The following is a 23,798-nucleotide window of genomic DNA, read 5'->3' as shown; positions in this document are numbered from 1 at the left end:
GGGAAGAAACAGTATACTACTTCTTAAGATATTTTCTATGCTTCTATATACTGTTTTTATATAGGTGATGATTGATTTTTTATATGAAAGGGCTTACCATGATTTACTATAAGATAGAAATGCACCACAACGAAAAAACCTTCGAATCCCTGTCCCGGATGCAGTACGATCTCTTCTGCGCTTCCAACCGGATCACGCGGACAATTTTAAGCATCCTGTTCATCGCCGGAGGTATCATCAATCTAAGCGAGTGGTGGGGCATCCTCTTAGCCGCCTACGGCTGCTATCTGACGACCAGCACCTACAGCTCCGCCAACCACACCGCCCACAAGCTCGCCGAACAGATCAAAAAAAGCGGCATGCCGTTCCCGGCGTCTCGCTATGAATTCCGTGAAAATCATCTGGAAGTCTATTCTCTTCCGAAAAACACCCGCGAAAGCACACTGGCTTACAATGAATTTGAAAAGCTGGGTGAGGACCGCGATTATTTCTATCTGTTCCGCGATTCCTACGGCGGGTATATGGTGCCGAAAAAGGGGATTGACGCAAGCGCGGGGTCCCGTTCAAATTCGGATGAGAGCCAAAATTTGAAAGCAATTGGCGCGTTTCGGGATTTTTTGGAAAATAAGAGTGGGAAACGGATTTACAGGAAGACGATTCCGCTGGTTCGGGTGATGCAGGCGTTGAAGAAGAAAAGATAGGTCGATAGATATAAACTATAAAATAGTTCAACAACTCTAAAAAGCCACGATTTGAACTCTTTGATTCAGATCGTGGCTTTCTCAAAAAACTGCTGTTCTATTCTGTTTTTCTGCCAAAAATCTTCTGCAGTTCCTAGAATCAGCCTTACCGCGTGGTGCTCAAACGTTTTTGCAACACTTGTGGCTAAAAAATATCAATGCAGTTATTTTCTTCTATCTCTGCGCCACCTTATGCGGATTCAGAATATTCTTCGGATCAAACACTTTCTTGATTCCGTTCATCAGATCCAGGTTCTTCTCCGGCAGGGATTCTCTTAAATACGGCTTTTTCGCATATCCGATGCCGTGCTCGCCGGACACCTGACCTTCGAGTTCATGGGCCTTCTGATAGATCTTCTCCATTGCAGCAGACATCCGTTTTTCCCACTCTTCATCACTCAAATCGTCTTTCAGGATGTAGGCGTGCAGATTTCCGTCGCCCGCATGACCGAAGCTCTTGATGCGGATATCAATCTCATTGTGGAGATCGTGCAGATACGTCACCATCTCATTGACGCGGCTTCTCGGAACAACCATATCGACCTCATCCATGTAAGTCGTGGATCCCTTGATTGCCTCCAGGAAAGCACCTCTGGCTTTCCAGATGGATTCCTCACGCTCCTGGGTATCGGAAATCAGCACGTCCAGTGCGCCCTGTTCCAGGCAGAGTTTGGCCACCTTGTCATACGCTTCTTCGATCTCCTTGGTGGAATTACCATCAAATTTCAAAAGCAGATACGCATCCGACTGTTTATCCGGGAACGCTTTTCCTAAATACTCCTCGGCGTCTTCAATCACTTCCCGCTGCATGAACTCGATCGCGGTCGGGATCGTCTTAGATTTGATGATAACCGGGACGGTGTCGATCGCCTGTTTCAGGGTCGGGAACGGGATCAGAAGGCTGATGACACGCTTCGGAAGTGGCAGAAGCTTTAAGATCGCCTTGGTAATAAAGCCAAGCGTTCCCTCGGAACCAATAATCAGATCTTTCAAGTCATAGCCTGAACTATTCTTTACGACTTTGCCTCCAAACTGAGTGATCGTGCCATCCGGCAGAACCACTTCCAGCCCCATGACATAGTCTCTCGTCACACCGTATTTGACCGCACGCATACCGCCCGCATTCGTGCTGATGTTGCCGCCGATGGTCGCTGATTTCTCACCCGGATCCGGCGGGTAGAAGAAATCGTGATCTTCTACATAGGCGGACAATTCCATCAAAAGGACGCCCGGTTCCACCGTGACCGTCAGGTTTTCCTCATCCAATTCGAGAATCTGGTTCATCAGGGTGGTATCGATCATGATGCCATGTTCCATCGGAACCGAAGAACCAACCAGACCCGTTCCGGCGCCCCTCGGTGTCACCGGAATCGTATTTTCGTATGCATATTTCATGATCGCCGCGATCTCTTCGGCTGATTTTGCCTTTACCACCACATCCGGATAACTGCTGGTGCCGCTCAGCTCATCGTGGCTGTACTCTTCGTTGATATTTTCACCTACGAGGACACGCTCGTCATCCTGAATTGTGTTTTTTATATATAAAATATCATCTTTATCTATTTTCTTGTAATTTCCCATGATATCCTGCTCTCCTTCCTGTGAATCTTTATCTTCCCATCTCAATCTTCTCAATCAGTCTCGGGAGAATCTCATAGAGATCACCAGTCAGGCAGTAATGTGCCGTCTTGAAAATCGGCGCTTTCGGATCTTTATTGATCGCGACGATCGTCTCCGCGTGATTCATGCCGGCAGTAAACTGGACCGCACCGGACACGCCGCAGGTGATGATGAGTTTTGGGCGGACCGTACGGCCACTCAGACCGATCTGGCACTTGGCATCCAGCCATCCGGCTTCCACCATCGGACGGGTGCAGGCAAGCTGACCTCCCAGCAGATCTGCCAGTTTTTCCAGCATTTTCAAATCTTCCGGCTTCTTCACGCCTCGTCCGGCTACCACCAGGACGTCAGCATTTTCGATAAAGGTTTCCTTCGGCTTTTCTACGATATCCAGAACCCTCACGTGGGAAAGCAGTTTTTCCTTCTCAATTGTACAGACCACAATCTCACCGCTCTCTTTCTCGGCACGCTCCGGTGCGTTCATGATCTTATAGCGCACGGTCGCCATCTGCGGACGGTGGTTCGGGGTCTTGATGTGCGCCATGATATTGCCGCCAAAAGCCGGTCGGATCTGGGATAAATCAGTATTTTCATCCATTTCCAGGATCGTACAATCCGCGGTCAGACCTGTCTTCATACGGGCAGCCACACGCGGCGCCAGCTGTCTGCCGACCGTGGTCGCACCGACGAGAATAGACGATGGTTTTACTGTCTGGATGAAGTTTTCAAAAACTGCCGTGTACGGCTCGATCTGGAAACGTGCCAGTTCCGGTGCATCATAGACGAATACTTTATCTACATTATAATGAAGCAGTTCGTGTGCAGCCGCTTCGATTTCATTTCCCATAAACAGGGCGTAAACCGGATGTCCCGTTACCTTGGAAAGTTCTCTCGCTTTTCCAAGAAGCTCCAATGTAACCGGATGCACCTTTCCATCCACGTGATCTACGTAAACGGCAATGCCCTTCCATGCACTCTTATCGACGCTCGGTTTTACCGCGTCTTCTACATATTCAACCGCGCCCTTCGGACCTTTTCTCACGCAGAGACGGCACATTTTACAGGCGGCGCTGATCGTCACCTTTCCGTCTTTTTCTTCCATCGCCCCGAACGGACAGAGCTTGATAAGTTCCTGATTATCCGGGATTTTGTCCTGATGTATGATTAACTCAGCCATGATTCCACCTCCTACACGAATTTCATATCCACGATCTTCTGATACAGCCGGTCCGCCAGCTCTTCGCCGCTTCCGTCCCACATTTCCTTTTTGTCATTGACAGCCGGTGGGAAAATGCGCTGAACCTGCGTCGGGGAACCATTGAGTCCATAGTGCATCGCGTCTTTATCATCCATATCCGCCAAGGAAAGAATCCGGATTTCACGGTCTTTCGTGTTCATTTTCCGGACATACGAAGGAAGTCTTGGCTGGAAAATATCCTTGTCAACGGCTAAGAGACACGGGAACTGCACTTTCGCCACCTCGACCTCTTCCGGCAGATCCATGCTGACGGTGATGCCGTCCTCATCAATCTGATTGATCTTGACAACATCTGCCACGCTCGGGATATTCAGCCACTCGGAGATCTCCGGACCAACCTGCGCGGTGTCGCCGTCCGTTGTCTGTTTGCCGCAGAGGATCAGGTCAAAATCGCCGCAGCTCTTGATGCCCTGCGCAAGTGTATAGCTGGTCGCCAGTACATCCGCACCGCCAAATTTGCGATCCGATAAAAGCGTTCCGCCGTCCGCGCCCATCGCAAATGCCTCGCGGATCACCTGCTGCGCCTGCGGCGGTCCCATGGAAATGACGTGAACACTTCCGCCCACTTCTTCCCTGATCCGGAACGCCGTCTCCAGCGCGTACAGATCGTATGGGTTCATCTTCGAAGCCGCGCCGTCTCGTTTCAGCACGCCGGTAACCGGATCGACTTCTACTTTATTGCTTTCCGGTACCTGTTTGATACAGACAAGAATCTTCATTCTGTTTCCTCCTTCATATGGATGCTTTGTAAAAATCTTTAAATGATGGATGTAAAGAATTTTTAATCCGCATATTGGTTCTACCAATTTATTGAAAAGAAAAAGAATTTTGGTAGAACCAATTTTCTTTATTCGTTAGTATAGTGGGCTGCGTTCTAGTTGTCAACGATTGTTTATCTTTTCACATAGAATGTGTTTTTTCATGTTTTTCCAAAATTTCATCTATCATCCGGAAATGCCGGTCCAGTGCATCCTTCCCCGCTGCATTATCTTTGTTCCGCAGCGCTTCCGCAATCTGCCGGTGACAGAGATTCAGTGCTTCTTTCGCCTCTTTTGTTCGCAGAATTTCCGCGCGCATATTCCGGATGAAGGTATCGATCACGCCGGAACACGCCTCTAAAATATTGAGCAGCAGCACATTTCCCGACGCCAGCGCCAGTGTAAAATGGATCTGTTTGTCAATCCGGGCGTTTTCCTGCTCGTCCATGCTCCGGTCAAGACGCTTTACCAGTTCTTCCAGCGCGTCCATCTGGCTCTCCGACGCATGTTCAACCGCCAGAGCAAACGCCTGCTGTTCCAGCGCATAGCGGATCTGGCTGATCTGCTGATAATTAATCTGGGACATAGCAAACATCATCCCCATCGTCTCCGCAATGCTTTTCTGAAATTCACAAGTGATGTAATTCCCCGAGCCCTGCTGGGAGGAAATCACTCCCGTCATATCCATGATCCGCAGCGCTTCCCGGACGGAATTGCGGCTGACTTCCAGCATCTGCGCAATCTCCCGCTCCGGAGGAAGCTTCTCCCCCGGACGCAGCTCGCCCGCCATGATGCGGTTCTTGAAATATTCGATGACACCTTTGTAGGCTTTTTCCTGTTTTTCCATAGACGCTGCACTCCTTTCACTTTGTCTTTATCATATCATATATAAAAATCCGGATTGAACCGAAAAGATTCTTTTTACAGAAAACTCTCCAATCTCGTCTCCTGCCAGCTTATAATCTCCTGCTCCAATTTACAGTTGTGCTCCAACATATACCGCAATATCCCCGCATATCTGCTGCCCTGTTTTATCATCGCTTCCGCCTTCGACCGATCGGGTGCTTCCAATGGCTTTGTATACGTCTGAAACCGCTGCAATTCCCGCACGCCCATCGCGCACAGCTGAAACGGCAGTCCCGTCTTTCGGATCAGATGTCCCGCGATCGCCAGGCCGTCTGGATCAAGATCTCCAAAATGATACCAGGAAAGTCCCGGATTTTCTCTGGCGATCCGCTGCAAAAGCGCCTGTTTCGTGCGGGTATGGTAACCACTCAGAAACAGGTAAAATATATGTTCCCGCTCCAGCCGGTGAAACGAGGTCAGATTTTCCACCGTCATCAGCGCTGCATCCCGGATGTGGATGCTTTTTGCCTTCTGGAATGTCTCAAAAGGGATCGACATCGGCAGATCGTGATAAATCCGAAGTTCGCGTCCATCTTCAAGGCAGATCCGCGCATCCCCTTTCAGATAGATATACGCCGGATTGGAATAAATGTAAAATTCCTCCAGAAGCGCCGTCTGACGCTCCCGTTCTTCTTCCAGCTCCGCAAGCGGTTCATCATACCGTCCTGTGTGCTCCAAAATCCCACACACCTTTTTCCGATATATCTTTTCCCACTGTTTACTGTCATGCAGAACTGCCTCTGACATTTCCCGCTCCAGCGTAGTTCTCTGCTTTTCCTGATTTTCTTTTAAAAATTGCACCAGATTCCAGATAGCTTCTGCCTCGGTTATCTCTTTTTCTACTTTCTTTTCATCCAGCTTTTTCGCACGGCTGTTTTTCAGTGTCTGAAGCTTTTCTTTTCCATATGCTTCCAATAAATCGCACTGGCAGAAGCGATGGTAAACTTCTTCCAACTGTTTTTTTAGAATATTCTTTTCCGTCCGGTTCAGGCAGGTATAGTAATCTTTCCAGCGTTCCGGGACGGCACAGATCTGACGGAGAATACCAGTATTCGGAGGAACTACATGAATAAGTCCCCCCGATTCCATCTGACGGATCAGTCGTTCAAATTCTTTTTCCTGGAAAAGCTGTTCCGGCGGGAGAAAATCTTCGTTGTAGCCCTTGAAAATATCGGATGGTTTGACCGAAAACACTTGTTTTACCTTATTTTCACCGACATAGGTGACGCTTTTTTCGTATTGATCCAGCAATTTACTTAAAAGCTGTTCTTTCCACTCTTTCCGATCCGCCATTTTTTCTCCTCTTTCCCTATGCCTGCTTCACCAATCCTTCTACCGCATTCGTATACCGTCCTGTCACGATGAGGCTGACGGTTGAATCGATGAACTGACCGATACTGTTGATCTTCTCCGGCGGAGCTGCATAAAATACCTGGAAGTGATTTTCTTCGAAATAACGGACCATCTGCTCGATCCGCTCTCTCGACAGCGCCGAGAATGCCTCGTCGATGAATGCCAGACGGGCGCAGCAGGTGTTTGCCGGATAGCACTGCAAAAGACTCGCCGCCAGAATGATGAAATACGGGGTCTGCTTCTCTCCGTTGCTGGCGGAACCCTGTTTTTTCGATAACTCTGCCGTGATCTCGGTCTGCCCCTGACGGCTGCTGATCTCCATATCGTAAGAAAAATATCTCCTGTAATCCGTGTATTCCCACTCATCTTCTTCCGCCAGAATGATACTCATAAACTCCTGAATATCATTCTCCATCTCCTCGTCGTCGCGCGCCGAATTCATATAGACCTGCGGGGAACTCATATATTTTTCCAGACGCTTGCAGATGCGGAAGAAGAGAGCGCGGTCTGGCTTTTCTTTCATCACGAACTTGTAGGTATCGTTGCCAAACGGCATACGGCGCAGTTCGCGGTTGATCGCGTCCATCTCACGTTTTGCCTCGCGGACATTCTCGTCAATCTCCGCCACGAAATCGTTCATAAACGCGCTCTCCAGCCGTCCTGCCTGCTCCTGCAGCCTCTGCTGGGCTTCCTCCACCTTGACGTGCGCCAGGTTCCGGTATTCTTCCCGGTACCACGGGATGTAGCCGATGCCGCGCTTTCCGACGTCGATTCCCGCCAGACGACAATATGCAAGCTGTGCATCCTCCAGCTGACGTTCCCGCTCTGCCAGCATATTTTTGCTCTTGTCAATGGAAAGCTGTGTCGTCACGCGGATCGTGCCGCGCTTCTCGCTCTCGCGGTTATATTCCTCCAGCATCGCCTCTTTGAGTTCCATGTTGACAAGGCATTTTTCCTCATATGCCTTCTGGCATAAATAGATCTCCGTGCTGATACGGCTCAGTGTTCCTTCGCAGGTCTTTAAATCATTCTTACAGCCGCCGAGCTCACTCTGGTTCTGATTCACACTCTCATTTGCCTCGCGTGCCAGCCGTCCCGCCGTCTCCAGCTCTTTCAGCACTGCGGTAAAGTCCGGATTTGCCTCTATCTCCTCGCGGTCCTTTACCAGGCTGTCCCTGCGCTTTTTGCAGTCCTTCAGCCCATATGCCGCGCCGAAATCGTAGTGTCCGCCGTCCCAGTCGATCTCCTTGATCGCATCGCGGCACTTGATGACCTGTGAAAGCATTTCTTTATCCGCCTGCTGAACCACCTGTAATTCTTCCAGTTCCTTTCTGGACTGTTCCAGCTGGCAGCGGATCGCGTCTGCGCCGAGACACAGCTCGGTCCGTCTCATATCCATCATCGCAACCGCATAGCTCTTCGCCAGCATGCCATCCCGCATGAGTCCGCCCTTCGGGTATTCATGCAGCTCTTCCAGATTTTCACAGAGATGAATGCCGTTTAACAGATAATTGGCGTAACGTCTCGCATAGACGTTCGGGATCCGCAGAATCTCCGCCGCGGAACCTTCCACCGCCTCTGTTTCCGGAAGCTTATCCGTGATCACGACATTTCCATCATAGATCCGCTCTTTCTGTAAAATCTGCATCGCCTTATGGCAGTGCGCGCCGTCCACGATGATATAGAAACGCTTTCTTCCCAGAAATGTCTCAACCGCCTTTCTCCACTCCGGAGCGGTCACCTCCTGGACCAATTCGGCAAAAATGTGGACCTCGGTCTGGATACCCTGTTTTTCCAACCCTCTCTGAATCTTATTCCGGGCATTTTCCACCTCCGCCGGGAACACAAGGATATTCGATTCCAGACGGCGGATCTTCTCCTGCAGCGCCCCTATCTCTTTTTCGCGCTCTTTACACTGATCCTGCAGGTGGATCTTATTTTCCTCATAGATGCCGTCCTGACGGTGCACCTTCTCGCGGAATGCGTCAAACGCCTCCCGCTTCTTCGCCGTCTCCCCATCCGCCTGTTCCAGTGTCTCCAGATAGGTGTTTTCCGAGGATAAGGACGGAAGATCTGCTTCCAGAAGCTTGATAAGCGCGCTTATCTTCTTCTTCAATTTCAAAATCTGCGCCAGCTTGTCCTCCCAGTTCTTTTTCTCACGATCCGCTTCCTCGATCTGGCGTTTCAGGGAATCCAGGCTTTCCTGCATTCCCTTGACCATATCGTTATTTTCTGCAATTCGCAGGCGTTCCTGTGCGGCTTCCTGCTGTCTTGCGAGCTCTCCCGCCCGCTCGGTCAGGCGCCCGTACTGGTCTTTTAAAGCCTGATAACGGTTTTTCGTCTGCTTTTCTTCCTCTTCCTTCTCCCGGAGCGTCTGGTACGAAAGCATCAGCTCCCGGATGCGGAGTACCCGCTTTTTCTTCTCGTATTCATCACTCTGGCGAAGCACCTCTTCGAGCTGGATTTTGCCCTGTCTGAGACTCTCATAGAGTTCCCGCAGGCGCTCAAACTGGCGCTTCTGCTCGCGCAGTTCCTCCAGCGACTGGACTTTTCCCGGTTCCAGGACACAGTCCTGAATAAACTGATCGATATTATTTTCCGGGTTAAATGCCATCATTTTCAGAAGCTTTGTCCGGTATTTGGCTGCGTCCACGCGGAGTCCCAGCGCCCGGAGTACCGCCTCCGTGCCGCGGTCCCGTCCCATAAAAGAGGAAAGCTTCATCGCCTCGCCATTCACTGTCAGCTCATTTTTCGGCGTGATGCGGAGTGCATTTCCCTCAATCCGTGTAAAATCGATATCGTCAATCGCCGCCCCTGGACAGATAAACCAGCTGCTGACCGGCTTTCCAGACTCACTTGGAGACTCAATGCATACTCCGACCGTGAGCGGCACTCCCAGCGTCGGATCGGAAAATTCCATCGCAATATAGCTGACAACGCTGCCATTTCTCAAATAACGCGCCTCACCATTACTGCGCGTGTCGCCGCGCACATAGCCAAGCACCGTCCGGTCTCGGTCCTTCGCCGCCTTGTTAAACTGCGTGTTGCCCGTCAGGAGATAGGTCATCGCATCAAGCACCGTCGATTTTCCGCTTCCGTTGACACCGGTCACCAGGGTCGAACCTTCCAGCTCGATACAGACATTCTGGAAACGCGACCACTGGACCATCAAAAGTTTTTTCGCCGATTTCCTATTCATGATCGTCTGATTCTTCATCGCCGTCTTCCTCCTCTTTTGTCAGCTCCGTTTCCCATTCGTCCTCACGGCTCCACTTTTCCTGCATCCGCCGGTTGACATTTTCCACAAATTTGCCAAACTCCTGTGGTTCCAGCACAAACTGCATCGACGGATAAAGACAGATCCGGCAGTCCTCCTCGCCGAGCTTTCCAATCACCTGCAGAAGCTGATATTTGGTAAACAGCGTCAGAATCGATGCAAAACTGCTCTTGTCAATCTGATCCCGAATGCCGTATTTTTCCATCTCATAGCGCAGATCGGTCACCGAAATCTCAATATTTTTCGAAAGACTTCCAGAACGCACCCGGTCCGCATAGAGAGTCCAGAGGCAGCATAAAACCACACTCTCCATCTTTTTGAGTGTCACATGGTTGATCTGCAGTTTTCCATTCTCGCCGAGATCCCGGCAGTTCTGCAGCATAATCACGCCATTTTCCCGGTCAATTACAATATCGTATCCGATATATCCCAGGTACGCTGAAAATGGTTCCGAACGCTTGGAGACAAAATAGTACGCTTTTTTGCTGTCCTCGTCACGGTCGCGCACGATAAAGGTCTGCTTCAGAAGACGCCTGACACTTTTCTGAAACATGTCCTTCTCAGAGGATGTATATTCATTCCATATTTCTTCAAATCCCATGTTTTATTTCTCCTTCCGGCGTTCGATTTTAAAGCGCCGCAGAAGCATCTGCTGCGTTTCCAGATAACCATCCTCCGCCTGTATCTCATACCCATTTTCTGAACCATAGGCAACCGCCGAGAGCGCGCTTAAAAGATCCCGCTTGCTCTTCATCGGAACCTCCTCGCTGGATATCTCCGTCCGATCTCCTAAAAGCGCCTCCAGATAATTCTTCATCTTATCCTTCGAATACGGGTTCTCTGCCTCCCTCTCCTGTGCCTCCCTCGCACGGTCGATGTCCTCCTGTGTCATTTCTTCCAGCTTTGCATAGGTTGCCTCGCGGATCATCTGCTCCCGTCGCGGATAGCGGATCGAGTCGGTATCGATAAACTCATTATTTTCCAGCAAAAACAACCCGTTCATCGACTCCGGCAGTTCTTCCTTCCAACCGAGTGTGTTCATCTCCGCCGCAATCACGCGGATCGTCTGCTCGACATGCCCGCGCACATCGCTGTCCCGGTTTTGAAGAAATCTCGCGCGTCCAATCGCAATCTGTAAATAGATATTAATTTTATGCTTGATATCCCGCATGATCTCGTCGTAATCGACTGAGAAAAACTGCAGAATCGTCTGGATCATATCCAGCACCTTATTCTCCGCCTCAATGTGTTCCAGTTCTTCTTCCTTCGCGCATCCCGCCACCAGGCCCTCAAACAGCTCCTGCCGGTTCTGCATCGCTTCCAGCTTTGACCGGATAAAGGAACGGTACATATGAATATTCTGCTGTTTCGTCAGACGCGCGTACTCGCGGATAAAATCGCCCTCACAGTATTCGAGGACGTTCTCGGTCAGACTTTCCAGGCTTTCCTCGCGCACCATCCGCTCGATGATTTTTTTGATAAAGGTCGCCAGGCGCTTGAGCGCACCGGAGAGCTGTTTCGCGTTGCGGTAGACCGAGCGCAACGCATTGACATAGATATCCGGTTCCCACTGGTCGGGATTCTGCAAAATATTATAAATATTGAAAATATAACTTGAAAATTCTTCCCACTCCGGCTTCATCATCTTCTGGAGAAATTCTGCCAGAAAGACGCCCTGCTCCGTCATCATGATATGCTTCTCATACGTCGCATCGTCCGTATCCTCCTCCAGCCATCCGACCTCTTTCGAGCAGAATTTGCGGATCACGGAATTGGCAAGCTGGTTGTAATTCCGGTCGGTTGTCATCTCATCGTCCAAATAATCAATGTGATTTTCCAGAAGATAGATGGCAAGCGCATCCCGGATGCGGCTGCGGGCAATGCGGTAGGTGATCTCCCGGTCATACTCATGATAAATGAGCAGAAGGCAGTCCGAATAAATGCGGTTGCTGCTACCGCTTGCCAGGCAGTTGAAAAAGCCGATTGGGAGAGCGTCAAAAAGGTTTTTATTTATACTCACGGTGTATTCCTTCCATATATTTATCTGTATTTATGTTTCTGATTTTCCTGAATATTTCAATATCTGAAAACACCTAACTACCAGCTCTTCCAAAAAACGAAAAGCCGGCAGTCTCAGTCGTTTCTTCTTAATAATTATATACTCTATACCGGGAAAATGGCAAGGCTGGGACTGTTTGGACTTTGATTCCGGTTATTTCAAAGAGACGTTTCTTCCTTTATTTAACGTACTCACAAACTGCATCACACATTTCGTCAGCTTCGCAATGCTTTCACTTTCCTCCGCCCCCGGCTTCATACCCATTCCTATTTCCCGGATGCAGGTCGGGGAAACCGGAACGCAGTAGACATCTTCAGTATTTCCGCGGATCATCAGTTCAGACATCATTGAAATGCCCAGCCCTTTTCCCACCATGCGGATCACCGTCTCATCATCCACATAGACAGACTGCTCCTTTGCCCTGACTCCCTCTTTTGCAAATGCGGCGTGTACATCGATGTCAAACCGCCCGTAAGGCATCAGGAAATCTTTTCCTTCAAATTCACGCAGCGGAAATTCTTTGCGCCCATTTAAGGGATACTGCTTTGGCAGAATCGCATACAAAAGTTCATGATACAGCGGAATCCACTCGCATTTCGGTTCTTTCTGTCTGCTCGCAAAAATGACATCCGTCTTTCCGCTCTGTAATAATTCAAATGGTTCCAGCGCATGATCGACCATGCGGAGATCAACGTCCACCTTCGGGCAGAGGCGGCGGAACCGGTATAAAATCTCCGGCATCCAGTACATCGCGATGCTCGCATATGCCGCCACACGGATCGACTCCTCCTGCTGTTCCCGCACCGCCTGAATCTTATTTTCCAGGGTGGCATTTGCCTGCAAAAACTGGCGGATATCCGGCAACAGGTTTTCTCCCGCCTCCGTCAGCGCGATGCCGCTGTAACTGCGGCGGATCAACGGAAATCCAATCTCCCGCTCCAGGCTGTCCACCAGATGGGTCAGCCCCGACTGCGTGTAGCCGACTACCTCGGATGCTTTCGAAAAACTTCCAAGATCTACCGCCGTCATCAATATTTCCAGTTTTTTGGCATCCATGCCGCACCTCCTTTTAGAATATTACATTTTGTCATATTTCTATTATAAACTAGATTTTCACAAACCACAAGGAAGGCTTTATAATGATGATTACAAAAAAGTTTTCAATTGTTACTGTTCACGGGTAGGCACTTTTGGAACCGAAAGTGCCGTAAGAAAACGTGGTGGCAGCAGGAATTTGCCGTATTTAAATGCGAAGCCACGGCAAATTCCGTTACTGGACACGTATGCGTGAACAGTAACTTTCAATTCTCATGTAAAAGGAGTGAATATCTATGACGCAGACCTGTCTTTCCCATAAGCAGCGGCTTTTAGTTGCCGGAACTTTATTCGGCATGTTCTTCGGCGCCGGAAATCTGATTTTTCCGGTGCACCTCGGTCAGCTTGCCGGACGCCAGTTTCTCCCGGCAACGATTGGATTTATTCTGACTGCCGTCGGCATTCCGATCCTGGGCGTTGCCGCAATCGGAAACACCCATTCGGAGGGACTTCAGGATCTGTCCCGCCGCATCGGACGCAGATATAGCTATTTCTTTACTTGTCTGCTCTACCTGACAATCGGACCGTTTTTCGCTATTCCGCGGTGCGCTACGACCTCCTTTACCGCCGGAGTCAGACCTCTTTTAGGAACACAGCTTTCCGAGCAGACTATGCTGCTTTTGTTTTCGCTGATCTTCTTTGGGCTGGTGTTTGTATTTTCCATTCGTCCAGGCAGCATCACGCTCTGGATCGGAAAAATCATCAATCCGCTGTTTCTTCTGTTTCTAGGTGTTCTGATTGTGACTGCCCTGCTTCATCCGAGCATCGCGGTTTCAGGGGCAGTTCCCGATGCCTCTTATCAGAATGGAGCTTTCTTTTCCGCGCTCTCCCAGGGCTATGAAACCATGGATGCGATTGCCGGGCTCGCATTCGGGATCGTGGTTGTTTCGGTTATCCGCCAGATGGGCGTTCAGGAAGATTCAGCCATTGCAAAAGAAGTTCTGCATTCCGGTATGCTGGCCGGGCTTCTGATGGCATTTATCTATCTGCTTACCATCCTGATTGGAGTACAGTCACTGGGACAGTTCGAACTTTCAGAAAACGGCGGCATTGCCCTCTCCCAGATTGCAGACTACTACCTTGGACGGATGGGCACCTGGATCCTCGCCATCGCGATCACATTTGCCTGCCTCAAGACCTCCATCGGGCTTGTAACGAGCTGTGCGGAAACCTTTGTGAAACTGTTTCCCCATGCCCTTTCCTACCGTGCATGGGCGGTCGTTTTTACCCTTTTTTCACTCATTGTGTCAAATGTAGGACTGTCCGCTATCATCACTTACTCGGTTCCTGTTTTGATGCTGATTTACCCGCCAGCCATCACGCTGATTCTCCTCGCGCTGCTTGGAAATGCATTCCAGCATAACAAAAAAGTCTATGTCTGCGTTACCATTTGTTCCTGGGCAGCTTCCATCTTTGACTTTTTAGCAGCTCTGCCAGACGAAATGCAGTCTGCCCTACATCTGGAACCCGTCATCGCATTTGCCAGACATACGCTTCCGCTGTTTGATTTGAACCTCGGATGGATTCTGCCGTCGCTTGTCGGGCTTTGTATTGGACTTCTCTGGAGACAGAAAGAAAAATCAGCAGACCGCTCACACCTTCCTGTATTCCCCATATCTTAATAGTATGAACGAACCGCAGGAGGCAACCATGAAACGAACTAAATTTGCAGCTGCCCTGGCTGTGCTCACTCTGCTTACCACCCTGACCGGGTGTGGACAGGCGAAGGAGGCGGACGGGGCGCTTGAACCGGTCACACTCAATGAGGTAGCCCACTCGATTTTTTATGCGCCACAGTACGCCGCGATCGAGCTGGGCTATTTTAAGGATGAAGGCATCGCTCTGACACTCGTAAACGGTGCCGGTGCCGACAAGGTTATGACCTCGCTCATCTCCGGGGATGCCGATATCGGATTCATGGGCTCAGAGGCAAGTATCTATGTCTACCAGGAAGGTTCCGCCGATTATGCTGTCAATTTTGCCCAGCTGACCCAGCGTGCCGGAAACTTTCTCGTTGGACGAAGTGCCGAACCAGACTTTTCCTGGCAGGATCTGAAAGGCAAAAAGGTGCTTGGCGGGCGCGCGGGTGGAATGCCGGAAATGGTCTTTGAGTATATTTTAAAGAAAAATGGCATCGATCCAAAAAATGACCTGACCATCGATCAGAGTATCAATTTCGGGCTGACAGCGGCGGCGTTTACGAGTAATGATGCGGATTACACGGTTGTGTGATATAAAATACTGCCCTTGCCATTTGCCAAATTATTGGATATGACCGTCCTCTGATATCCGGTCAGCTGTAATCATCCAGCCGTCAGAATCAAACGCATACGCCTGTCCGTCAATCTGGCAGACTGTATCATGCAGATACGTGTAGTCGTTTGTCAGATACCACCAGCGCCCGTCCTGGCACACCCAGCCAGTAAGATACTTGCCAGACACCCAGCCGTCCGCAGTCTGGATCCACGGATCGCCGTCGGCAAAGCATTTATTAATTGGCTGCACACGCTGATCCTTGGTGTAGCGCTTGCCTGTGTCTGTACCTTTTGGAGTTGTTCGTATGATAAGTGAGGACGCAGTGACTCTCAACCCGCGTATGCCGCTCTTAATTTCTTTAAGATCGGTGATCACCGTTTTTGACTGTTCTGGTACTGTGCTGTTCTCCGCCGCCCAGGTCTTTTTAAACGCCTCAAATGTCCCATATTTCTGTTTCAAAATCCCAGTACCGCTGCCCCAATCCGGCAAATATACGTGTGGCTTGTCTACGATGCTTTTCCAATCGCCGCCCCATGCAAGCCCCAGCTGCTTGGCGATCGCTCCAACCCGGTTGAAATAATCTCCTGCTTCATTGTATGCGCCTTTTCCGTCAGCGCGGTAAAAATCCGCTGCGATGCCCCACTGGTGCTGACTGCTGTAGCTGCTGCCTTTTGCATTCGTGACAATACTGCCCGGCTGCGTGCGTCCTTGTGCATACAGAGCGTCCTGTTCGGCGACGCTCCGGAAAGATTCCCCGATTTTAATCGGCAAACCTGCACCGGCACACTTATCGACGAGCTGCGCAGTCAGGGTCTGGAGACGCGGATGGCATAATGTAATATCTCTCATAATCTCACTCCTCATAAATAACAGTCAGACCGTAAGCTACAGCCGCCTCGTGCTCTAACCGGCAGCCCCGCGCTTGTTCCCATCCTTTACAAAAATACGCCGCATGACACAGAGACATATTTTCTAAGGATTTTGCAAGGAAACAGAGGGGAATCTGCACCACGCCGTGTTTCTCCATGTTTTCACGGTTGTACCACTCATCTGTAAACAGGGGATTCACGATCTCGTATCCCCGCGCCTCCAGCGCCTTGATCGCCTTTTCTCTGGTTGCGATAATTTCCTCATCCGTTTTTCCAGCCATCGGCTGGGATAACATTGCTTTCATCATTGATTTGTCCTCTTTTCTTTATAATATGTAAGGAGCGGAACTAGGTCCGCCCTGTTGCGATATCGCAATGGCAACCATGACCCAGGCTGCCGCGGGAGATATCCGGATCACCTCCTTCTACTGCTCGCTATCTCCATTTCTACTATCAATCTTGTTTTTTAACGCAGCTATGTACTTCATAAGCCAGTCAGGTACGGGTGCTCCCATACGTCCCGCGTTCTCTGTGATTGATAATGCTTCATTCAGCAGATACCACACCGTAACAAGTAAAGACAACATTGTATTCGGTAATGTGAATCCCAAAACATCCGAAGTCTGAATGATAATATAATCAATAACCATCGCCACGGCAATCACAAACAGATACGCCACTTTTTTTGCAATACCTTTGGCTCCTTTCCGGCTACTCCATCCATACGATTTGTCATCCGGATGGTCTAATGCCTCTATAGCACTCGCCGCCATACCAGAAAGATAATCAATTACCATCAAACATAGTAACAAGCCCAGAAGATAAAATGTCACCCCCAGCTTTTCGCTGAGCCAGGCAACTAATCCAGTTGCAAAGATTTGAGTGCTCATACATGTACTCCTTTTCATTTTTCATTTGTCTCCTTCCACAAATCATGTTAAAAAGGCACCCGAAAATCCATTTGCCGCGGATTCGGGTGCTTTTTTGTATGTCATATTAAATTGTAATGCGGCCGTTCCTCTCCGAACTTCCAATATCGGATCCAGTCATCCAACACAATCCCGGCTAGAGATACCGGTAGCCATAGCAGTGCGTACTGCGGGCACACCTGGCCTAAGATATTTCCCAGTAGATTGCTATAATCCCAAACTCCCCAACCAAGCCAAAGATTGACGATACAGCCGGTCAGGAACTCCAATATTGTAATTCCCACCGCGCCAATCAAAACCTGCTGCCAAAGCGGCATGGACCAGGGAAGGACCTCATTGATCAATCCCAGATTGATGAAGCAGATTCCTCCCAGGATAAACATCGTCCAATGACTCCATCCGCGCCATGCCAACTCTATCAGTATGTATAACAGACCGCCAACGTCAAACAGGAACAGATATTTATTCAGTAACCTGTGCATTCTCATCACTTACACTCTCTTTCATTAATGCAATATATGCTTTAAGAACGTCTGACTGGTACTTTTCCGGAATATCCGCTCCGTAATAAATTGCCTGGAGTTCTTTTGTACTCTCGCATCCTAAGATCCACATATTGATGGCATTGCAGTAAGTAGTGTGATACGATACAAACTGCATCGCCGCGGTGATGATCAACTGCATATCGGTGGCGCTGTAATATCGGCAGGCCTGTCCATCGGAATGGTATTCCAATTGTTCCACGCCAGCCGCAAGCTGCACCTGCTTGCCGAATAAATTGAGCTGATCGTGTTCGGTCAGAGAAAAGTGCTCCGCCGATCCATCTGCGAATGTCACATCCACTCCGGAATAGATTTCCTGCTCACACGCTGTGCTGATCTCCTGCTTTTTGGATGCCTGCAATTCTGCAAGCGTTGGTTCATATGGTTCCGGCGGAGCAACCGGCTCCGGATCTGCAGACGGTGTATAGATACTGCCATCATCCGACAGATACACCGTCTGACCATCAATGCGGTATACAGTGGTCCACCCGGAGAGTGTTGTGGCCAATACGTCACCCGCAGTGTAAAGTTCAAGGTCTTCGCCCCAAGATGGCGGCAACGCATCCACAAAGACAATCTGCAGTACATGCGCTGCCGTCAGGGCGATGCTCTGGATCTCATATATCTGATCCGTTCCTGTGATTTTGATTTTTTCCATGTTCTTTTTCCTCTCTTTCTTTTTTGATATATAAATAAAGAGCCTTTCGGCTCAGTATTTTCAAATTCAGTTATTCCTTTAAATAGCGACCCATTATTTTTCAGGGGCCGAACAGGGCCAAACTTTAATGCAAATGATGCTAAATTGCTTGGTGGCTACTACATTACAGATTCTAGTAAATGGACAAATCTGCCCACCGGAGTAAATAGCGGATCGGCATTTATCTTTAACTTCGGGCAATTTGCAAACGAAGCGGACGGAAGATTTTGCCAATTGCTAATTACTGATTTTTACGGCAACTTCTGCCGACTTAATGGCGGAGAGTTCGGAGCTTGGAAAACACTGTAAAATAGCGATAAGGCAGGTTTTTACAGCAATTTGAGCTTTGATTACAATGAGCAAATAACGGAAAATCAATACAACTATACAGTTCCAAGCGACGGGCAATATGTCTTCAGACTAATTTCACGAAGCGATAATGGGCACGATATTAGCATCAATATTGATTCCAAGTCTGTGCATCAAATGCTAGCAACATATTCTTACCAGGCCATAGCTTCTACTCTTTTTCTGAAAAAGGGGACGATTGTAAATTTCAGAGGAGCTGTTGGCGATCAAGTTATTGTCGCAAAAGTTTCATAAATCATCTAGCTTAAATAGCGACCTAATCGGTCGGGTGCGAAGAGATGCTGGTTTTTCTGAAGATTTTGCAATAGGCTACAGCTTGCAGCTTCCAGAGATTTTGTATATCCGTAACACAAAAACAGATGCTTTGTATTATATAAGATTAACAAAAAACTAGAATCGTAAGAAATTCAAAACTTAATAACAATTTAATCTAATGAAGATTTAATTTTGAAAAACTTACCCTATTTTTCCGCAAGCCGTTGCCTACTCTCCCATCCTCCCCTCTCTCCTATTTTTGTGTACAACAAAAAAGCTGCCATCTCTGCCAGCCTAAAAAATCAGTGTCGCTCTCCTACCTACGCTGCATATTTACGATAAGACTCTCTGACATTGTCCTGTTTTATATTGCAATAAATCAAAGTCGTCTCAATCTTGGTATGCCCCATCAGTACCATAACCTCTTCTATCCTCATGCCACGGTTTAAAAGGTCCGTGGCAAAAGTCCGGCGGAACCGGTGCGGATGAACGTTTCCAACGCCTGCTTTTTTGCCAAGATTCTTTACAAGATACTGCACTCCCGCCACCGTCATGCGGCTGTACGGCTTCTTAGCTGATACAAAGAGCGGCTTGCTCGCCAACTCTTCCATCGTTAACCCTTCTTTACTCATCCGCCAGCGTAGATAACGATAGAGATGAAAACACGCACCGTCTGATATATACAGACGGCGTTCTTTCCTGCCCTTTCCCATCACTTTAAACTCCTGCTTATATAAATCAATATCGCCCACATTAAGGCTGCACAACTCCGACACACGAACGCCCGTGGCATATAAAAACTCTATGAGCGCCCGATCCCGTGGACGGACGCAAGCCATCCGGAGTGCTTCCAGTTCCTGCGCCGAAAATGCTTTTTTGATGGTGCTCTCAATCCGGAGCGACTCAATCCGTGCCACGGGGTTATCTTTGACAAGATTCTCTTTCTGCAGGAACGTCCAGAAACTATTCAGATACCGCATCCGCCCCTGCAGCGTAACCATACTGATTTTGTTCCGCTCCCGGAGCATCCCGAAGTACCAGCGTAGATCCATCGTGGTAATATCCTCAAAATTTTTTCGTAGCGCATTACGGCAATTAGTGATCTCTCTGATGTACTGAGCCAGTGTATTATCCTGCCTGCCAGACACTTTTTTAGATGCCACAAAAAGGCGCATCTTCATCGTGTCTCCATCCGTTCCGGTGGCAGCAAGTTCATTCTTTTCCTCTACAATCTTCACATTATGAAAGTTGATGTAGAGAATATTTTGAAGCTTGTCCAGTTGCTGTTCATCCAGGCAACTGCTCATCGCATTCACAACATTCATTAGCAATTCTTCAATCATACAAAAATCTCTCCTTCCTGATGCTTCAAGAGTACCAGATTAGAGAGATTTCGTAAAATTTACTCCGTTAAATCTTCATTAGATTAAATTGTTATTTTAGTAAGGTATCCGGAAATTCTGGTGCATTCTGGAATGACGGTATCTGACACTGAACCATCAGGGTTAAAGTTAATGGTCATTCCAGAAAAGGTTACAGTATCTCCGGAAATATCTAATCGAGACATTGATAATTGTGCACCCTGAGCACTAGCACCGCAAAAACCGGATTGAGTATCAGATAAAAACATAACTCTTTTATAACCCTGAATTGTTGCATAAATAGCCCGATATTTAGATATGCCTGGAACAGTTAGGCTTTGTCCTGATGACAAAGTTCCATTCCAAAGTTCGACATCGCTATTTTAAAGCGTAAACTCTGCGAGAGTTAAAGTCTTCTTTTTGCCTTCAATATTAAAGATGATTTGTAGCCTGTAACTGTTGTTTTCTTTGTAGCTTTGCATATATACATTGCTTAAGCTGCTGTAATATTTAACCGTGTATTTTAGGTCGCTATTTCATGGTAATTTGAAATTCATACTTTTTCCAAGCTGCTGTATCCGCATTGTAATTCTGAATGGCACGCCTATTACCAGTATAATGTGTATATTCTTGAGAAAGATATGCGCCTGGATAACCGGTTGACCAATAAACCACGAGTGTGAAAGCTTCGGTAAATGGACAGTTTTTTAAAGTTACTGCGGTAGCGTTACTGGTGCAACAATAGTATCCTGGGGTCTTGATAGTGTGCATATCAGTTCCGTTTTGTATTATAGTTCCCCCATTCCGGGGCCACATCTCGCTATTTTATCGCCTACGCAAAAGAAGACCAATTGGTCCAAATACCATTATTGATAACTCTGATTTTGGGATTTGATGGCGGTCCCGCATTAATCTGGATGCCTCTTCCTTCGCCAACAAAAACTGTTAAGACAATGCCAAATCCGATGGGAAAAGAGCTTGATTGTCCAGTCGTCGTAATGGTAATTCCCTTTTTGAATGCCGTGGGTGAATCACCGGCAATCTTCGTATTGTCAATAAAAATTCGCTGTTCGCTATTTAACTTAGTAATCTGGTCCATCAAGGCCTTGCCCTGAGCAGCTGATAAAGGAAGCTTTGCGTTGTCTGTCACACAGTTATTGACGATGTGGCCAAGCAGGCACACCCCTTTAAAGGCTGCCTTAATGTTGGCCAAGATCTCCGGAATCTTTTTCTTAGATTTAATTGCTTCGATGGCCGTCGATGCCTCCGGTACCGACGTGGTACTTGAGTAGTCCTCAAATGTCGGAGCACTCAACTCTTCCATTTTTTCGTCTACGATATCCCAGTTTCCGTTCTGGTCCTGGATATCGTAGAAATCACTTTCATCCGGCTTCTTGAAATTATAGTTCTTTGTATTAGTTGCCATTTGGTAAATCTCCTCTCGTTATCTGTTCGTGTGTCAACTGGCCAAGTTCTTCGTACTGGTATGCGGCCAGTTCCATCGCACGGGTTTTCAAGTGTCCGTTTCGAATCTTATAGTGCGTATAGGCCGACAGCTGACCGTGAGTAAAGGTTCCGACCGAACCGTACGTATTAAAGATATATTCGTACACGACTTTTAAGTGTGCCGGTATCGCCTCTTCAATACTGGCTTTAATATCGGATATATTCCCAGGAATACCGGATGTTCCGATGAATCGGATTGTTACAATGTACTCTGGAAAGTTTTCTATCAGCTCGACTTCGGCATTTGTATAACTTTCTGCGATGTGCTGAATCAAAGATGCCGTCGTGGTTCCAGCTCCGGCCACCCTTGCAGAAATTCTCTCTCGGCGGTATCTGTCCGACTTGTCGGTATCTGACGACAACCCGAACATCTTTTCATACCGGGAAAGCATGTCATTTCCGGATGCTCCCGACCAGAAAGAATCATCTACAGTTTTCTGCAGTCCACCTTCGAGCTCTTCTGTTACGGCCGATAGTATCCCCTGCAACTCCTGCATCGTTTCGTTATCGTCATAATAGGATGGAAGAACGCTACTCAAGTCCAAGTGTACGCACCTCCTCCAGATTCACAGCACCCATCACGGGGATTTCTTTTTCTCCGATTGTGATATTTCCGGATGTCCCTTTGAGCGTCAGACCATCGTAGTCTTGCGCTCCTTCGGTACTCAAAAGCAGGCTGCCGACTTTCGCATAGCTGACGCGATACTCTTTGAATGTTATGGCTTTAAAATATCCTTCAAGATTTACCTTAAAAGCTGCCAGAACTTCCTCTCTTGTCTTTGTTCCATCCAGAAGCACCTTTGCCGAAACTGCAATTGTGTTAGCCACTGGGCTCGATACCGTTACCGATGCGCCAATTGGCCGCACGGTCTCGATATGCTCCGACACAACCGATTCCAGCGAGCTGTTAATCTTGTACTCAGAATCAACTATCAGAATGCCGACCGTGCCGGGACCGGAATCAAGCGGAAATACTTTTGCATCCCCCACACCGGGGACTTCCATCGCCCACTGGCGGTACTGGTAAGCATTTCCCGTTGTTGCCGGCTGTTGCACCTTTTCAAAGAACCGCTCTCTGAGAGCTTCATCAGTCTCTTTATCGGTTCCATCCGTGATAATGTCGGTCAGTTCTGCTGTAACACCATTCACAGCCGTCAGAGCTTCCAGAGGGCCTGAATAAGTGTTGCCAATCTTTCCGGCAGTCTCGCACTCCGCTTCATACTCATTTTCAGCAGTCTGATCTGTGATTCTATACACAAGCCCCTCAATTGACCATCGGCTGCCGATAGGCACCGCCGCAGAGGTCGTTACCTTCCGGATGGCCGCACTTGCCTCTTTTCGGGTAATTCCATAACCACCAACAGCCCTGTCTAAATATTCACCCAGTGCCGTATCCGGAAGCAGTAGATCTACGAAATTATCCAACTGAAAAAACTGGTCGGCCAAAAAGTAAGCCGCCGGAGCCAGTGCATCATAGATAATGCTACCTTCTCTTTTGTCTACGTCGTCTGACACCATATTGAGCATCTTCTGCAGAATGCTCTCGTAGGTCATTTTTTCATACATTGCCTTCCACCCCCTCTCTCGATATTCCAAAGATGCTAATCACATCGAACGTGCATCGGCAGATATTTCCTGTAAACTCAAAATTAAAATTCTCGACCTCAGCGATCCGCTCATCTTCAAGTAATGTTTCCTGAATCATCCGCTTCAGCTCCGGCCGCACATACTCAGACCCCTGCCCGATTAAATCCCGCCAATCAATGCCATAATTGAAGCTGTAAATCGGATATTCGAACTGCTGTGTCGTCAGGCGCTTGTGGATGGCCTGGGACAATGCTTCCAGGTCGGAGACAAAACCACGGACGGCAGTTCGAGAAACGTTATAGGATCGCTTCGCAAAAGTCTGTGTCTCAAGCTTCGTATCAGTTGTTAATTCATTCTCCAT

At 48.4% G+C, this 23,798-nt stretch carries 23 protein-coding genes; 3 read left to right on the top strand and 20 right to left on the bottom strand.

Annotation, left to right across the window (positions count from 1 at the left end):
- Nucleotides 1–98 precede the first annotated feature (98 nt).
- Nucleotides 99–701, top strand: a complete 603-nt coding sequence (locus PG862_RS05845; protein WP_181986237.1) for a YcxB family protein — start codon at nt 99–101, stop codon at nt 699–701.
- A 213-nt stretch (nt 702–914) separates the two neighbouring features.
- Here PG862_RS05845 and PG862_RS05840 read toward each other — a convergent pair whose 3' ends face one another.
- The 9 genes from PG862_RS05840 to PG862_RS05800 form a co-directional block, all read right to left on the bottom strand.
- Nucleotides 915–2,321, bottom strand: a complete 1,407-nt coding sequence (locus PG862_RS05840; RefSeq protein WP_117796431.1) for an FAD-binding oxidoreductase — start codon at nt 2,319–2,321, stop codon at nt 915–917.
- A 28-nt stretch (nt 2,322–2,349) separates the two neighbouring features.
- A complete protein-coding gene (locus tag PG862_RS05835) occupies nt 2,350–3,537 on the bottom strand; it encodes an electron transfer flavoprotein subunit alpha (RefSeq protein WP_107000144.1) in 1,188 nt (395 codons plus the stop codon).
- Nucleotides 3,538–3,548: 11 nt separating this feature from the next.
- On the bottom strand, nt 3,549–4,337 hold the full coding sequence (locus PG862_RS05830) for an electron transfer flavoprotein subunit beta/FixA family protein (RefSeq protein ID WP_022359830.1): 789 nt from the start codon (nt 4,335–4,337) through the stop codon (nt 3,549–3,551).
- Nucleotides 4,338–4,518: 181 nt separating this feature from the next.
- On the bottom strand, nt 4,519–5,223 hold the full coding sequence (locus PG862_RS05825; protein ID WP_107000145.1) for a FadR/GntR family transcriptional regulator: 705 nt from the start codon (nt 5,221–5,223) through the stop codon (nt 4,519–4,521).
- Nucleotides 5,224–5,297: 74 nt separating this feature from the next.
- Nucleotides 5,298–6,575 carry a Wadjet anti-phage system protein JetD domain-containing protein gene (locus PG862_RS05820; RefSeq protein WP_117796430.1) on the bottom strand — a complete coding sequence of 426 codons (1,278 nt, stop codon included), beginning with the start codon at nt 6,573–6,575 and terminating at the stop codon, nt 5,298–5,300.
- 16 nt (nt 6,576–6,591) lie between these two features.
- Nucleotides 6,592–9,852 carry an ATP-binding protein gene (locus PG862_RS05815; RefSeq protein WP_270706829.1) on the bottom strand — a complete coding sequence of 1,087 codons (3,261 nt, stop codon included), beginning with the start codon at nt 9,850–9,852 and terminating at the stop codon, nt 6,592–6,594.
- A complete protein-coding gene (locus tag PG862_RS05810) occupies nt 9,827–10,513 on the bottom strand; it encodes a DUF4194 domain-containing protein (RefSeq protein ID WP_117796428.1) in 687 nt (228 codons plus the stop codon). Before PG862_RS05810 ends, PG862_RS05815 begins: the two co-directional genes overlap by 26 nt.
- Before the next feature lie 3 nt (nt 10,514–10,516).
- On the bottom strand, nt 10,517–11,932 hold the full coding sequence (locus tag PG862_RS05805) for a Wadjet anti-phage system protein JetA family protein (protein ID WP_117796427.1): 1,416 nt from the start codon (nt 11,930–11,932) through the stop codon (nt 10,517–10,519).
- A 192-nt stretch (nt 11,933–12,124) separates the two neighbouring features.
- Nucleotides 12,125–13,027: a LysR family transcriptional regulator gene (locus tag PG862_RS05800; protein ID WP_107000149.1), complete on the bottom strand. Its 903-nt coding sequence runs from the start codon at nt 13,025–13,027 to the stop codon at nt 12,125–12,127.
- Between the two features lie 275 nt (nt 13,028–13,302).
- Between PG862_RS05800 and brnQ the strand changes: the two genes are divergently transcribed.
- Both brnQ and PG862_RS05790 read left to right on the top strand, forming a co-directional pair.
- Nucleotides 13,303–14,688 (top strand): branched-chain amino acid transport system II carrier protein, encoded by a 1,386-nt coding sequence (gene brnQ, locus PG862_RS05795; protein ID WP_117796426.1) that lies wholly within the window; start codon nt 13,303–13,305, stop codon nt 14,686–14,688.
- A 28-nt stretch (nt 14,689–14,716) separates the two neighbouring features.
- Complete coding sequence (locus PG862_RS05790) at nt 14,717–15,298, top strand: ABC transporter substrate-binding protein (protein WP_456298765.1); 582 nt, start codon at nt 14,717–14,719, stop codon at nt 15,296–15,298.
- A gap of 30 nt (nt 15,299–15,328) precedes the next feature.
- On the opposite strand, the gene PG862_RS05785 is transcribed toward PG862_RS05790, so the two are convergent.
- From PG862_RS05785 to PG862_RS05735, 11 genes are all read right to left on the bottom strand, one after another.
- Nucleotides 15,329–16,171, bottom strand: a complete 843-nt coding sequence (locus tag PG862_RS05785) for a M15 family metallopeptidase (RefSeq protein WP_270706828.1) — start codon at nt 16,169–16,171, stop codon at nt 15,329–15,331.
- Between the two features lie 4 nt (nt 16,172–16,175).
- A complete protein-coding gene (locus PG862_RS05780; RefSeq protein ID WP_270706827.1) occupies nt 16,176–16,499 on the bottom strand; it encodes a DUF4406 domain-containing protein in 324 nt (107 codons plus the stop codon).
- Between the two features lie 117 nt (nt 16,500–16,616).
- On the bottom strand, nt 16,617–17,081 hold the full coding sequence (locus PG862_RS05775; protein ID WP_270706826.1) for a phage holin family protein: 465 nt from the start codon (nt 17,079–17,081) through the stop codon (nt 16,617–16,619).
- Between the two features lie 101 nt (nt 17,082–17,182).
- Nucleotides 17,183–17,608, bottom strand: a complete 426-nt coding sequence (locus tag PG862_RS05770; RefSeq protein WP_270706825.1) for a putative ABC transporter permease — start codon at nt 17,606–17,608, stop codon at nt 17,183–17,185.
- Nucleotides 17,583–18,320 carry a DUF4376 domain-containing protein gene (locus tag PG862_RS05765; protein ID WP_270706824.1) on the bottom strand — a complete coding sequence of 246 codons (738 nt, stop codon included), beginning with the start codon at nt 18,318–18,320 and terminating at the stop codon, nt 17,583–17,585. Before PG862_RS05765 ends, PG862_RS05770 begins: the two co-directional genes overlap by 26 nt.
- 983 nt (nt 18,321–19,303) lie before the next feature.
- Nucleotides 19,304–20,326: a tyrosine-type recombinase/integrase gene (locus tag PG862_RS05760; RefSeq protein ID WP_270706823.1), complete on the bottom strand. Its 1,023-nt coding sequence runs from the start codon at nt 20,324–20,326 to the stop codon at nt 19,304–19,306.
- Nucleotides 20,327–20,409: 83 nt separating this feature from the next.
- Entirely contained in the window at nt 20,410–20,697 is a 288-nt protein-coding gene (locus PG862_RS05755) for a hypothetical protein (RefSeq protein WP_270706822.1), read from the bottom strand.
- A gap of 479 nt (nt 20,698–21,176) precedes the next feature.
- Nucleotides 21,177–21,770, bottom strand: coding sequence for a hypothetical protein (locus PG862_RS05750; RefSeq protein WP_270706820.1), 594 nt, complete (start codon nt 21,768–21,770; stop codon nt 21,177–21,179).
- Complete coding sequence (locus tag PG862_RS05745; RefSeq protein WP_270706819.1) at nt 21,760–22,395, bottom strand: putative phage tail protein; 636 nt, start codon at nt 22,393–22,395, stop codon at nt 21,760–21,762. The genes PG862_RS05750 and PG862_RS05745 overlap by 11 nt, the downstream gene beginning before the upstream one ends.
- Nucleotides 22,382–23,416, bottom strand: coding sequence for a baseplate J/gp47 family protein (locus PG862_RS05740; RefSeq protein ID WP_270706818.1), 1,035 nt, complete (start codon nt 23,414–23,416; stop codon nt 22,382–22,384). Before PG862_RS05740 ends, PG862_RS05745 begins: the two co-directional genes overlap by 14 nt.
- Nucleotides 23,409–23,798: a DUF2634 domain-containing protein gene (locus PG862_RS05735; RefSeq protein ID WP_270706817.1), complete on the bottom strand. Its 390-nt coding sequence runs from the start codon at nt 23,796–23,798 to the stop codon at nt 23,409–23,411. The genes PG862_RS05740 and PG862_RS05735 overlap by 8 nt, the downstream gene beginning before the upstream one ends.

Origin of the sequence: Clostridium fessum (assembly GCF_027698965.1) — a bacterium.
GTDB lineage: Bacteria > Bacillota > Clostridia > Lachnospirales > Lachnospiraceae > Otoolea > Otoolea fessa.
The sequence above is the reverse complement of the archived record's forward strand: the minus strand, read 5'-3'. Positions and strand labels throughout refer to the sequence as shown.

What these genes read in the sequence shown, in the direction of transcription:
- PG862_RS05785 (WP_270706828.1), bottom strand. Translation starts at nt 16,171, where the DNA reads ATGAGAGATATTACATTATGCCATCCGCGTCTCCAGACCCTGACTGCG.
- PG862_RS05810 (WP_117796428.1), bottom strand. Translation starts at nt 10,513, where the DNA reads ATGGGATTTGAAGAAATATGGAATGAATATACATCCTCTGAGAAGGAC.
- PG862_RS05830 (WP_022359830.1), bottom strand. Translation starts at nt 4,337, where the DNA reads ATGAAGATTCTTGTCTGTATCAAACAGGTACCGGAAAGCAATAAAGTA.
- PG862_RS05740 (WP_270706818.1), bottom strand. Translation starts at nt 23,416, where the DNA reads ATGTATGAAAAAATGACCTACGAGAGCATTCTGCAGAAGATGCTCAAT.
- PG862_RS05775 (WP_270706826.1), bottom strand. Translation starts at nt 17,081, where the DNA reads ATGAGCACTCAAATCTTTGCAACTGGATTAGTTGCCTGGCTCAGCGAA.
- PG862_RS05790 (WP_456298765.1), top strand. Translation starts at nt 14,717, where the DNA reads ATGAAACGAACTAAATTTGCAGCTGCCCTGGCTGTGCTCACTCTGCTT.
- PG862_RS05845 (WP_181986237.1), top strand. Translation starts at nt 99, where the DNA reads ATGATTTACTATAAGATAGAAATGCACCACAACGAAAAAACCTTCGAA.
- brnQ (WP_117796426.1), top strand. Translation starts at nt 13,303, where the DNA reads ATGACGCAGACCTGTCTTTCCCATAAGCAGCGGCTTTTAGTTGCCGGA.
- PG862_RS05780 (WP_270706827.1), bottom strand. Translation starts at nt 16,499, where the DNA reads ATGATGAAAGCAATGTTATCCCAGCCGATGGCTGGAAAAACGGATGAG.
- PG862_RS05765 (WP_270706824.1), bottom strand. Translation starts at nt 18,320, where the DNA reads ATGGAAAAAATCAAAATCACAGGAACGGATCAGATATATGAGATCCAG.
- PG862_RS05820 (WP_117796430.1), bottom strand. Translation starts at nt 6,575, where the DNA reads ATGGCGGATCGGAAAGAGTGGAAAGAACAGCTTTTAAGTAAATTGCTG.
- PG862_RS05825 (WP_107000145.1), bottom strand. Translation starts at nt 5,223, where the DNA reads ATGGAAAAACAGGAAAAAGCCTACAAAGGTGTCATCGAATATTTCAAG.
- PG862_RS05750 (WP_270706820.1), bottom strand. Translation starts at nt 21,770, where the DNA reads ATGGCAACTAATACAAAGAACTATAATTTCAAGAAGCCGGATGAAAGT.
- PG862_RS05815 (WP_270706829.1), bottom strand. Translation starts at nt 9,852, where the DNA reads ATGAAGAATCAGACGATCATGAATAGGAAATCGGCGAAAAAACTTTTG.
- PG862_RS05840 (WP_117796431.1), bottom strand. Translation starts at nt 2,321, where the DNA reads ATGGGAAATTACAAGAAAATAGATAAAGATGATATTTTATATATAAAA.
- PG862_RS05760 (WP_270706823.1), bottom strand. Translation starts at nt 20,326, where the DNA reads ATGATTGAAGAATTGCTAATGAATGTTGTGAATGCGATGAGCAGTTGC.
- PG862_RS05770 (WP_270706825.1), bottom strand. Translation starts at nt 17,608, where the DNA reads ATGAGAATGCACAGGTTACTGAATAAATATCTGTTCCTGTTTGACGTT.
- PG862_RS05735 (WP_270706817.1), bottom strand. Translation starts at nt 23,798, where the DNA reads ATGGAGAATGAATTAACAACTGATACGAAGCTTGAGACACAGACTTTT.
- PG862_RS05835 (WP_107000144.1), bottom strand. Translation starts at nt 3,537, where the DNA reads ATGGCTGAGTTAATCATACATCAGGACAAAATCCCGGATAATCAGGAA.
- PG862_RS05800 (WP_107000149.1), bottom strand. Translation starts at nt 13,027, where the DNA reads ATGGATGCCAAAAAACTGGAAATATTGATGACGGCGGTAGATCTTGGA.